Source organism: Pseudoflavonifractor phocaeensis (assembly GCF_016901955.1).
Lineage (GTDB): Bacteria > Bacillota > Clostridia > Oscillospirales > Oscillospiraceae > Flavonifractor > Flavonifractor phocaeensis_A.
The window spans coordinates 1-11,162 of sequence record NZ_JACJLC010000087.1 but is presented as its reverse complement, the minus strand read 5'-3'; the positions used below and the strand labels follow the sequence as shown (position 1 = coordinate 11,162).

Sequence of the window (11,162 nt, the reverse complement as noted above, 5' to 3'; positions counted from 1 at the left end):
GCGCTGCCAGCTTGACGGCGGACTCCTCGTTGGTCTCCTCCTTGATTTTCACGCCGCCCTTCTTTTTCTGGGGCACAAAGGACTTCTTGACGTGGGTGGGGGAGCCCTTCAGGCCGATGCGGGTGGTGTCGATGTCGGGCAGGTCCGCGCAGGTGATGGTGGGGATCTGGGCCTTGTTGGCTGCCATCTTCCGCTTAATCGTTGGGTAGCGGGGGTCAAAGGAGGGCTTGGTGAAGGTCACCAGGCAGGGCAGCTTGACCCCGATGACCATGTTGCCGTCCTGGCCCTCCTTGAGGACCTTGAACCGGTCCCCGTCCGCCTCAATTTCCAGGGCGTAGGTGACCTGGGGCAGGTCCAGATGCTCGGCGATCTCCGGGCCCACCTGGGCGGTGTCGCCGTCGATGGCCTGCTTGCCGCAGAAGATGGCGTCGAACTTGCCCTCGGTCTCCTCAATCTTCCTGATGGCGGTGGACAGGATGTAGCTGGTGGCCAGGGTGTCCGAGCCGCCGAAGGGGCGGTCTGAAACCAGGTAGGCCTTGTCCGCGGCGATGGCCAGGCACTCCTTCAGGGCCGCCTTGGCCTGCTCAGGGCCCATGGAGACCACCACGATTTTGGTGTCCGGGTCCTTGTCCTTGATCCGGGCGGCCGCCTCCAGGGCGAAGCCGTCAAAGGTGTTGACGATGCTGGGGACTCCCTCCCGCATCAGCGTGTTGGTCTCCGGATTGATCTTAATCTCTGTGGTGTCCGGGACCTGCTTCACACAGACGAGTATGTTCATATCCGCTTCCTCCTGTCTATAATTGGCGCCCGGGAACAGGGGCATGTGCGGGACCAGCCTGTTCGAGGCGTCTGCTCTGTCTTTCATATCTAGCAATGGAGATGCCAAAATCATCACACGCTGGGACAAAATCAGCTGCCCGGCGGCAAACATCCGGTGCGGCAGGGGATTCTGCTCCGCCGAAGGCCGTCAGCATTTCGCCACGTCCCCCGACTCGTTCTGGATTTTTGTCAAAAACCTGTTATTTTTACATAGGATAAAGAGCAAATCATCAGGCACATCCGCCCCGCGACCCCTTAAATCCGCCCGGAGGACAGATACCCTTTCCAAGCCCATCTCATAAATATAATTCTGCACAAAACTGGGGATTTGGACACCACAGATATTTTATAATCAGAGTACTATTGTTGCACTCTTTGGAGGATATTTTTGCGGTCAACCGACTGCTTGGCTACGATTGATATTATACATCTTGGCGGTTTATGAGACAGGCGTGATACCCTTTCTACTTGGCATTGAATTTGCAAATGAAAGATAGATTGTGATAAGAATATCTGCTGTCGAAGGGATGGGAACAGGCGTATGGGACGGATCGAACAGATACGGGGCGACACATGGATGCTGGAGACAGGGGGCGGCTGTATTCCCCTCTTCCGGCTGGATCGGCGCAGAGTTGTCCTGATGGACTCCGGCCGCCAGGGGCGGGATCTGGAGACCCTTCTGGAGGTGCTGGAGGGGGAGGGGCTCCAGGTCAGGGCCGTGCTGACCAGCCACGCCCACATTGACCACACCGGGGGGCATCAGGCTTTAAAGGAGCGGTACGGCGCGGAGCTTATCGCCTCGCTCTTTAACGCCGCCGTGCTGGAAAACCCCCTGGGCCTGCGGGCCTATTTCTACGCCTCCACCTACCGCTCTGTCCTGGCCTTCAGCCGGGAGATGGGGGCCCGAATCGACCGGCTGATCCTGCCCGGACAGGAGGAAGTGGAGGTCGATGGTGCCCGGTTTCATATCCTGCCCCTGCCGGGGCACGCGCCGGAACACATGGGCTTTGTCACCCCGGACGCAATCGCCTATCTGGCCGATCTGCTCCTGGGCGCGGAGCAGCTGGATGCCGCTAAACTCCCCTATACCGTCAGCTGTGAGCTGGACTTCGCCAGCAAGGAGCGGGCCATCGGCTGGCACTATCCCGGCTATCTGCTGGCCCACCGGGGCTATGTCTCCCAGATCGGCCCGCTGGTCCGGGCCAATCTGGCCCTGTGGCAGGACCGTCTCCAGACCGTGCTGGAACAGCTGGAGGAGGAGCAGACCCTGGAGGACTGTGTGGCAGGCACCGCCGGGGCTCTGGGCCTGGGCGGGCGCAATCCCTTCACCCGCAAGGCGGTGGAGCGGACCATCCGGGCCATGGTCCAGTACCTGGTAGACCAGGGGCAGGTTGTGCAGCGCTTTCAGGGCTGGCGGGACTACTACCGCCGTGTGTAACGTGAATACAGAAACCATGCCGCCGCGCTTCCTGCCCTCCACAGGCAGGAAACGCGGCGGCATTTCGGCGCTGTTATTTGATCTGTTATGGGAGATAGTAGAAGCCCTCGCCGGGAAGGGAGCCGCCGATGGAGGCGGGGTACTCGGTGAGGAAGTTCTCCACCTCCTGGTGGTTCTCCCGGGCAAACTCCGTCTGCACCACCACGCAGCCCATGGTGAAGGTGCCCGCCGCGCCGGAGACCGTCCAGGCGTCGTTGAAGTCCACAGCAGCGCGCACGTCGCTGTTCTGCATCAGCACGGCGGTGGCGGCGGGGACGGGGAGCATGGCCAGGTTGGCCTTCCCGGAGGCCATCAGTGCGGACACCTCGTCGCCGGTGCTGCGCCACTCAATGGTCACGTCACTGGCCGGGTCCAAAACGTTTTCTCCAGCAGGTAGTTGAGTACATACTCCGGGTTGACCCCCTGGCCGGTGGCGTAGGGCGTAGAGGGTTTTGCCCCGGAGGTCGGCGATGTCCAGGTCGCCGTTTACCAGCTTGCCGTTCACCTCGGTGGGCTGGGCGGCCAGCTCGACGGTGTAGTCGTTCAGGGTGGTACCGGCGTCGGTGTCGGCCATCAGCTTAGCCGCCCCCATGCCGGTGGGGCCGCTGAGCATAGCCAGGCGGACCTGGGGCCGGTCGGTCGGATCGGAGGTCTCATCCACGGGGGCAGGGCTCTCGCCCGCCGCCGCAGCCGGGGACACATTGGGTGCCGGAGTGGTGGAATTCTGGGCCTCCTGCTGGGTGTAGCCGGCCAGCAGCCCGGCGGTCAGAGCCAGGGCCAGCAGGAGGGCGGAAATAGCTGCTGGTTTCATATCCCTGCAGGGACGCTGGGCACGGGTCTCAGCCCCGCCGTCCGGCCTTTTCCCCACAGCGGGTGTTCCCCTGGAGTATTTGCCGGAGCCGGCCCTTGGAGACCTTGCCGGAGCCGGTCAAGGGCCAGTCCTCCGGTCCCATGAGCTGGTAGTATTTGGGCAGCTGATACCGGGCGAGGTGGGTCCCGCAGTGGGCCTTGACCGCCTCCAGGGCGGTCTCCTGGTCCAGGCCGGGGCGCAGCTCCAGGAAGGCCGCCCCCGCCTCCCCGGTCTTGGGGTCGGGCACGCCCACCACCTCTGCATGGGCCACTGCGTCACAGGCCCCGATCACCCGGGCGACAAACTCAGGGGACACGTTCTCCCCGTTCATCTTGTACATATCGGACAGACGGCCCAGCAACTCCAGGCAGCCGTCGGCGTCAAAGCGCCCTACGTCCCCGGTCCGAAACCAGCCGCCGGCGGTAAAGGCCTGGGCGTTGGCCTCGGGCGCGTCAAAATAGCCCCGGGTGACTACCGGCCCGCGGCACCAGAGTTCACCGGCCTGGCCGGGCGGCAGTGCCTGGCCGGTCTCCGGGCAGACCACCCGGTAGTCGATGATCCGCCCGTCCCACCCGGGCACACCGGCACAGCCGCCCCGGAGGCACCGGCCCACCCGGTTGGAGAGCAGTGCGTCGGTGTCGCTGGGCGCGGTCTGGACCACGGCGCCGGCCACCTCGGTCATGCCGTATCCGGTTACCACGTCGTCCACACCGAGGCGCTGCCGGATGGCCGGCCAAAGCCAGTCCGGGCAGGCGGAGGCCGAGCAGTAGGCTGCGTGCAGGGCGGACAGGTCCGCCTCCTCCAGCGCCGGGCAGCGGAGCAGATCCATCATCAGGCTGGGGACAGCCAGCAGGTCGTTGGCTCGGAATTCCGCCATCAGGGTGATTGCCCCTCCGGGGGAAAACCGTCCAGGCTGCATCAGCACCGACCCGCCAGCCAGCAGGGCGGCCAGCAGTCCCTCCACATAGCCGTATACATGAAACAGGGGCAGAGGGATATAGATCCGCCGCCCCGGCTCAAAGCCCCGGTTGAGGCAGCTGGCATAGGCGCTGCGCAGGAGCATGTCGTGGGTGAGCTGAACCCCCTTGGGCAGCCCGTTGGAGCCTGAGGTGAAAATGATGTCGCAGACCCTGTCCGGGCAGTCTGCCGGCTGGGCCGGACCGTCTCCGCCCCGCTCCAGCAACGCCGCCCAGGTCGTCTGGGCCTTCAGCGCCGCCCCCCAGCGGACCGTCGGGCACGTCTCATCGCCCTCCACCAGCAGGCTGGGGCGGATGTGTTCCAGCTGGTAGGCTCGCTCCACCGGCCCCAGGCCCGTATTCAGGGGCACCTTCACCGCCCCCAGCCGGGCCAGGGCAAAGGTGAGAAGGACAAAGGCGGGGCCGTTGCCCAGGCAGACCGCCGCCCGGCTGCCCTGTCCGATCCCCAGCCCGGCCAGGGCGGCAGCCAGGCGGCGGCTCTCGGCCAGCACACGGCCGTAGGTCCAGGCACCCTCCGGCGTCACCAGGAAGGGCTGCCCGGCCAGGCGCTGCGCCTGGGCCTCCAACATCTGGTACAACGTCATGGGCCGCCAGACGGGAAAGCGGGCGGACAGCTCCGCCTGTCGCTGCTGTAAGGTTCCAATCATACTGCTCACCTGCCCTGTGGCTTGGTTCTTATATCAGCGCCAGCTCATGGGCCTGCCGGGTCAGCTCGTCCCGGAATTTGGGGTGGGCGATGCTGATGAGGGCCTTGGCCCGCTCCCGGACGGTGCGGTACTTCAGGTCCACCGCACCGTACTCGGTGACGATATAGTTCACGTCATACCGGGAGACCGACACCGCCGTGCCTGCGGGGAAGGCGGGGACGATGGTAGAGATGCTCCCGCTCTTGGCGGTGGAGGCCAGGGTGATCATGGACTTGCCCCCCTCGGAGAGCTGGGAGCCCCGCACGTGGTCCAGCTGACCGCCGATGCCGGAATACTGCCTGCCGTTCAGACACTCCGCCGTCACCTGGCCCAGCAGATCCACCGACAGACAGGCGTTGATGGAGGTCATCTTGTAGTTCTGACCCACCACATAGGGATCATTCACATAGTCCACTGGATAGACAGCGAACATGGGATTGTGATCCAGAAATTTGTAAAACTCCGTGGAGCCGGCGGCCTGGGCCCCCACGCACACCCCTGGGTGGAGGGTTTTGCGCCGGTTGGTGATCACCCCTGCCTGTACCAGCTCCATAATACTCTCGGTGAGGGTCTCGGAGTGGATGCCCAAGTCCTTCTTGTCCCGGAGGTTGGCCAGAATGGCGTCGGGCAGGGCACCGATGCCCAGCTGGAGGGTGGCCCCGTCCTCCACCAGCCGGGCCACGTTCCGGGCAATCTGCTCGATCACCGGGGTGGAGGTGGTCTGCCCGATGGTGTAGATGGGGGTGTTCTCGGCCACGATGTAGGTGGCGTCGGCCAGCCTGAACTTCTGTCCGCCCACATAGGGCATATTCTCGTTGACCTGGACCACCACCCCGCTGGTGGCTGTCCGGGCGGCGGGCTCGGTGTAACAGCAGGACACACCGAAGGAACACATCCCATCCTCATCCGGAGGGGAGACCTGGATAAAGGCCCAATGGGGATTCAGGTCGGGGCTCTTGGCGAACATATCCGGCCACTTATGAAAAGTGGTGCCGCCGATAAAGTCTATGTGGCCCTCGGCGTAAGGCTTGCGGGTTAGCGCCCCCAAGAACAAGGCAGTGTGGTGAAAGCTCCGGGCCAGCTCTGGCTTGAGATGGTCGTTGGGGCCAGGGCTCATGCCGTGGATGATCTCCACATCGTGGAGCTGGCCGGCCCGGCGCACCAGGGCGGCCACCAGGGCGGCGGGCTCCCCCACCCAGTCCCCGAAGATGATCTTGTCCCCGGAGCGGACGTGGGAGACGGCCTCGTCGGCTGAGACCAGCTTATCCCCATAGGTTTGCTTCCAATTCATGGTTATTCCCCTTTTCAGATTGCTGTGGGCCGGCGCCGGCCCTGGGCCTGAACTGCTACGTTTAAAAATCGTAAACTGTCAAACAGGCCCTAGAAGAGGCAGTTGCCCCCGTCCTCAATCCAGGTCTGCCCGGTGCAGTAGGAGGCCTCGTCTGAGCCCAGGAAGAGGGCCACGGAGGTGGCCTCGTCCGGCTCCCCGAAGCGGCCCATGGGAATATTGCGCAGGAACATGGCGCATCGCTCCGGGTCGTTTCTCGTACCCTCGGTAATCCGGGTGACATGGGTGCCGGGCCCGTAGGCGCAGACCCGGATGCCATATTTGGCCATCTCCAGGGCGGCGAACTTGGTAAACATGGACACGCCGCCCTTGCTGGCGCTGTACGCGCCTGTGTTTGGGGAGACAATGGCAGAGGCCACCGAGCTGGTGTTCACAACTACGCCGTGGATTTCTCTGTCCACCATGTGCCGCAGCACTGCCTGGGCCACGAAAAACACGCCGTTCAGGTTGACGTCGATCACACGCCTCCACTGCTCCTCTGTGGTGTCCAGAAGAGACTGGCGCCCTATGATTCCTGCGTTGTTAAAGAGAACGTCAATGCGTCCGAAGCGGTCAACCACCTGGGTAACGGCATCGTCCACCTGGGCTTTGACGGCTACGTCGCAGGTCACGCAGAGGATCTTGTCCCGGCGGGCTCCGAACTCTTTTCCTAATGTGTCCCCCTCGATGTCCAGGGCGGCCACAAGGGCCCCCTCGTCAATTAGGCGGTTGGTCAGATTCAGGCCCAGGCCATTGGCCGCGCCGGTCACCACACAGACCTTACCCTCGTACCGATGGTATTCATAGCGCATGGTTTATTCCCCCCACTTGAGCATGGTAGCCATGCTGCCTGTCTGGCAGATCTGGCCGTCCTGGTTGAGGATGGTGTAGCCGATGTTGAGTACGCCCCGGTCGGGCTTGCTCCTGGATCGCTTTGCCTCCAGTACCTCGATCTCGCAGTGGATGGTGTCCCCCAGCTTGATGGCCCCCACAAACTTCCACTCGGTGGACAGGGCGGCGATGGCTGAGCCGTCCACAAGCCCCATCCGGCCCCACAGGCCGGTGGCGATGCCCGCCCCCAGCAGTCCGTGGGCGATGCGGCTGCCAAAGGGCAGCGTCTCGGCGTAGCTGCGGTCGGTGTGGATAGGGTTCATATCCCCGGTGATGCCGGCGAAGAGGACCACGTCGGTCTCGGTCACCGTTCGGGACAGGGTGGTGAACGTCTCGCCCACGGTAAACTCGCTGAGATAGCGGTAGGTTCTCATGCTATGCGGCTCCTTTCTGCTCCCCGGCCATTAATACTCTTTGAGTACATGGTTGCTGACCACCATGCGGCAGATCTCCGAGGTGCCCTCGCCGATGGTGAGCAGCTTGGCGTCCCGGTAGAAGCGCTCCAGCTCGTACTCCTCGCACAGGCCGTAGCCGCCCAGGATCTGCACACCCTTGTCGCACACCCGCACACACATCTCCGAGGAGAGCATCTTGACCATGGTGGCCTCCTTGGCAAAGGGAATGCCCTGCTCCTGCATCCGGCACACGTGGTAGAGCATCATCCGGTTGGCCTCGATTTCAGAGGCCATCTCGGCCAGCTTGAAGGAGATGCCCTGGTACTCGCAGATGGGGTGGCCGAAGGCAACCCGCTGCTTGGCGTACCGGGTGGCCCGCTCCAGCACCCCCTGGGCCATACCGATGGCGACGGCGGAGATGGCCAGCCGGCCCTCATCCACGCAGGACATGAACAGGGGGAAGCCCCGGTTGAGTTCGCCCAGCAGGTTCTCCTTGGGGATGCGGCAGTCCATGAAGGACAGCTCGCCGCTGTAAGAGCTGTGGTTGCTCATCTTCTCCTCGGGCTTGCCGATGGTGAAGCCGGGGGTGCCCGCCTCCACGATAAAGCAGCTGATGCCCCGGCTGCCCTTGGCCTCCAAGTCGGTCTTGGCAGCCACCACAAAGGTCTTGGAATAGCCGATGTTGGTGATAAAGGCCTTGGTGCCGTTGATGACCCACTCCTCCCCGTCCAGCACGGCGGTGGTCTTGATGGCCCCGGAGTCAGAGCCCGACTGGGGCTCGGTCAGGGCGAAGGAACACAGCACCTTGCCTTGGGCGGCGGGGACCAGGTACTTCTGCTTCTGCGCCTCGGTGCCCGCCTTCAGGATGGGCTGGGTGCCCAGGCCGGAGTGGGCGTCGATGATGGAGGCCAGGGAGGAGGAGTGCCGGGCCAGCTGCTCCATAATCAGGATGTGGCACAGGCAGCCCATGCCCGCCCCGCCGTACTCCTCGGGGACCTCGGCTCCCAGGAAGCCCATCTCCCCCAGCTGCTTAATCTGGTCCTCGGGGAAGGCGTGGGCCCGGTCCAGCTCGGTGACTGTGGGGGCCACCACCTCGTCGGCAAACTGCCGGGCCATGTCCTGGATCATAATCTGGTCGTCGGTGAGAAAATACTTGTTGGTACTCATTGTGTTCCCTCCAGTTTTCTATTTGGAACTTGGATGTACAGGCCGGTACGGCTGACCGCTTCGCCCATGTAAACAGCAAACAGCGTGCCAGCTTTCCAACCCGCCCCCTTTTCCGGCCCGGAGGGCCGGGGACACATGGAATTTGGCCGCGATGGAAGCGGACATACCGGTCGGCAGCCCTCCCCCTTCGGTGTGGCCGTTTGTCACTAACCTGATATTTTTACATAGGATAAAAATAAATTTTTCCCTGAATGGCCAAAGAACCGGTTGCAATTTTCCTGGGATTGCAGTTTAATAAAGAAGACGGGCGGGCCTGACGCCCATGGGGAAAGGAGTGAGACGCGGCTGTGGATACACAGGAGAACAAGCTCTGTCTGGGGGATCTCATACAGGTTCTGGACACCATGAGGGTGGGCCTCATCATCACCGACCGGGCGGGGACGGTACTCTGGGGCAACCGCTATTACAGCGAGGTGGCCAAATTCCCCATCGCTGAGTACTTTGGAAAAAATGTGCGGGAGATCTCCCGGCGGGAGAACGTGACTCTGCCCGAGCAGGAGACCATGCTGGATCTGGTCCTGCGCAAGAAGAAGGAGATCCACGAGGTAGTCAAGTACAACACCGACGACTATGTGATCACCACCGTCGCGCCGGTAGGCGATCCCTCCGGGGAACCGGAATTTTTCCTCTACACCATCACCAATTACAGCGAAACCCTGCGGATGCAAAAGGAACTCTCCCTCTCCCACGCCCGGGCCAGCGCCCTGGAGGAGCAGCTCCAGGAGCTGCAGTTCCGCAAACAGCTGGGGGAGGATGTAGTGGTCAAGGACCGGGCCATGACCCGGATCTATCAGATGGGGGCCCGGCTGGCCTTTGTGGACGCCTCGGTGGTCATTCTGGGGGAGTCCGGGGTTGGCAAGGACGTGCTGGCCAAATTCATCCACCGCAGCGGGGACCGCAAGCTCCAGCCCTTTGTCCACGTCAACCTGGGGGCCATCCCCAAGGAGCTGTTTGAGTCCCAGCTCTTTGGCTACGCCCCCGGGGCCTTCACCGGGGCGGCTAAGACGGGCAAGCTGGGCCTGATCCGCCTAGCGGACAAGGGAACCCTCTTTCTGGACGAGGTGGGGGAGCTGCCCCTGGACATCCAGGCCAAGCTGCTCCAGGTCCTCCAGGACAAGGCGGTGCGGGCCATCGGCTCCACCGAGCTGGTGCCGGTGGACGTGCGCGTCATCGCCGCCACCAACCGGAACCTGGCCGAGATGGTCCAGAGCGGGACCTTCCGGCTGGATCTGTACTACCGGCTCAATGTCATCGAGCTGAAGATCCCGCCCCTGCGCCAGCGGCGGGACGAGATCCCTTATCTGGCCGCCCGCTTTCTCCAGGAGTTCAATCAGCGCTATGAGACCAGCAAGGAGTTCAGCCCCGAGGTGCTGGAGAGCTTCCGGGCCTACCCCTGGCCGGGGAACATCCGGGAGCTGCGCCATGTGGTGGAGAGCCTGGTGGTGCTGGGGCAGGACCCCATCATCACCGCCGAGCAGCTGCCTGTGGAGTTCCGGGAGAGCCGGATGGCCCGGCGCGCCGACCCGGCGGTCTACGGGGATGCCGGGCTGAAGACCATCATGGCCCATCTGGAGCGGCAGATCCTCAAGGAGGCCCTGGACAAGTACCCCACCGCCGGGGCAGCGGCCGACTATCTGAAGATCGACCCATCCACCCTGGCCAAAAAGCGCAAGCGGTACGGGATATAGGGGGAAAACCCCCGCCTTTTTGGAGGTGTCTGAACATGGCGCAGGATTCCCTTTCCGCCCTGCTGGACGGGCAGGGCATTGTGGCCGCCGACCCGGTGATGTACGCCCTCTACCAGAAGGCCGCCTATCTGGCGAAGATGGACGCCACCATCCTCCTGTGCGGGGAGTCGGGGGTGGGCAAGGACCGCCTGGCCAAATTTGTCCACCAGGCGGGGCCCCGCCGGGACGCCCCCTTTATCCACGTCAACTGCAGCGCCGTCCCCCAGGCCCTCTTCGAGGCCGAGCTGTTCGGCTATGAGTCGGGGACCTTCACCGGCGGGCTGACCCAGGGCAAGCAGGGGCTGCTGGAGGCCGCCCACGGGGGGACCCTCTTTCTGGACGAGATCGGGGAGATGAGTCTGGCTAACCAGGTCAAGCTACTGGACTTTCTCCAGACCCGGCAGGTGGCCCGGCTGGGGGGCGGCCGCCGCAGGGATCTGGACGTACGAGTGATCAGCGCCACCAACCGGGACCTGAAGGCCTGTGTGGCCCAGGGGATCTTCCGGGAGGACCTGTACTACCGGATCTGCGTGGTGGTGCTGGACATACCGCCCCTGCGGGCCCGGCCGGCGGACATCGCCGCCTTCGCCAAGGGCTTTCTGGCTCGTAGCTGTCCCGGGCGCGCCCTGACGGAGGACGCCGTCGCCTTCCTCCAGGCCCAGGACTGGCCGGGTAATCTGCGGGAGCTGAACAACTTTCTGGAGCGGGCCTGTATTCTCAGCGAAGAGGAGGCCATCTCGGCCAGCCTGCTGGCGCCCTTCTACCAGAACGCCCCCCGGCCCGCCC

At 63.8% G+C, this 11,162-nt stretch carries 10 protein-coding genes; 3 read left to right on the top strand and 7 right to left on the bottom strand.

What is annotated here, in order from left to right; genetic code table 11:
- On the bottom strand, window positions 1-778 hold a 778-nt coding region (locus H6B51_RS14385; RefSeq protein ID WP_204884337.1), incomplete at its 3' end, for an electron transfer flavoprotein subunit beta/FixA family protein.
- Between the two features lie 582 nt (window positions 779-1,360).
- Between H6B51_RS14385 and H6B51_RS14380 the strand changes: the two genes are divergently transcribed.
- Window positions 1,361-2,257, top strand: a complete 897-nt coding sequence (locus tag H6B51_RS14380; RefSeq protein WP_204884336.1) for an MBL fold metallo-hydrolase — start codon at window positions 1,361-1,363, stop codon at window positions 2,255-2,257.
- An 85-nt stretch (window positions 2,258-2,342) separates the two neighbouring features.
- On the opposite strand, the gene H6B51_RS14375 is transcribed toward H6B51_RS14380, so the two are convergent.
- From H6B51_RS14375 to H6B51_RS14350, 6 genes are all read right to left on the bottom strand, one after another.
- A complete protein-coding gene (locus H6B51_RS14375) occupies window positions 2,343-3,107 on the bottom strand; it encodes a substrate-binding domain-containing protein (protein ID WP_243421331.1) in 765 nt (254 codons plus the stop codon).
- A gap of 28 nt (window positions 3,108-3,135) precedes the next feature.
- The gene (locus H6B51_RS14370; protein WP_204884335.1) at window positions 3,136-4,770 is read right to left on the bottom strand and encodes a class I adenylate-forming enzyme family protein; all 1,635 of its coding nucleotides are present in this window, start codon (window positions 4,768-4,770) and stop codon (window positions 3,136-3,138) included.
- Between the two features lie 28 nt (window positions 4,771-4,798).
- Window positions 4,799-6,100 (bottom strand): acetyl-CoA hydrolase/transferase family protein, encoded by a 1,302-nt coding sequence (locus H6B51_RS14365; protein ID WP_204884334.1) that lies wholly within the window; start codon window positions 6,098-6,100, stop codon window positions 4,799-4,801.
- Window positions 6,101-6,189: 89 nt separating this feature from the next.
- Window positions 6,190-6,948 carry an SDR family NAD(P)-dependent oxidoreductase gene (locus tag H6B51_RS14360; RefSeq protein WP_204884333.1) on the bottom strand — a complete coding sequence of 253 codons (759 nt, stop codon included), beginning with the start codon at window positions 6,946-6,948 and terminating at the stop codon, window positions 6,190-6,192.
- Between the two features lie 3 nt (window positions 6,949-6,951).
- Window positions 6,952-7,401, bottom strand: coding sequence for a MaoC/PaaZ C-terminal domain-containing protein (locus H6B51_RS14355; protein ID WP_204884332.1), 450 nt, complete (start codon window positions 7,399-7,401; stop codon window positions 6,952-6,954).
- 30 nt (window positions 7,402-7,431) lie between these two features.
- Window positions 7,432-8,589 (bottom strand): acyl-CoA dehydrogenase family protein, encoded by a 1,158-nt coding sequence (locus H6B51_RS14350; protein WP_204884331.1) that lies wholly within the window; start codon window positions 8,587-8,589, stop codon window positions 7,432-7,434.
- 347 nt (window positions 8,590-8,936) lie between these two features.
- Here H6B51_RS14350 and H6B51_RS14345 point away from each other — a divergent pair, with 347 nt between their 5' ends.
- Window positions 8,937-10,337, top strand: coding sequence for a sigma-54 interaction domain-containing protein (locus H6B51_RS14345; protein WP_204884330.1), 1,401 nt, complete (start codon window positions 8,937-8,939; stop codon window positions 10,335-10,337).
- A gap of 35 nt (window positions 10,338-10,372) precedes the next feature.
- Window positions 10,373-11,162, top strand: a 790-nt coding sequence (locus H6B51_RS14340; protein ID WP_204884329.1) for a sigma 54-interacting transcriptional regulator, incomplete at its 3' end; no start/stop codon positions are given.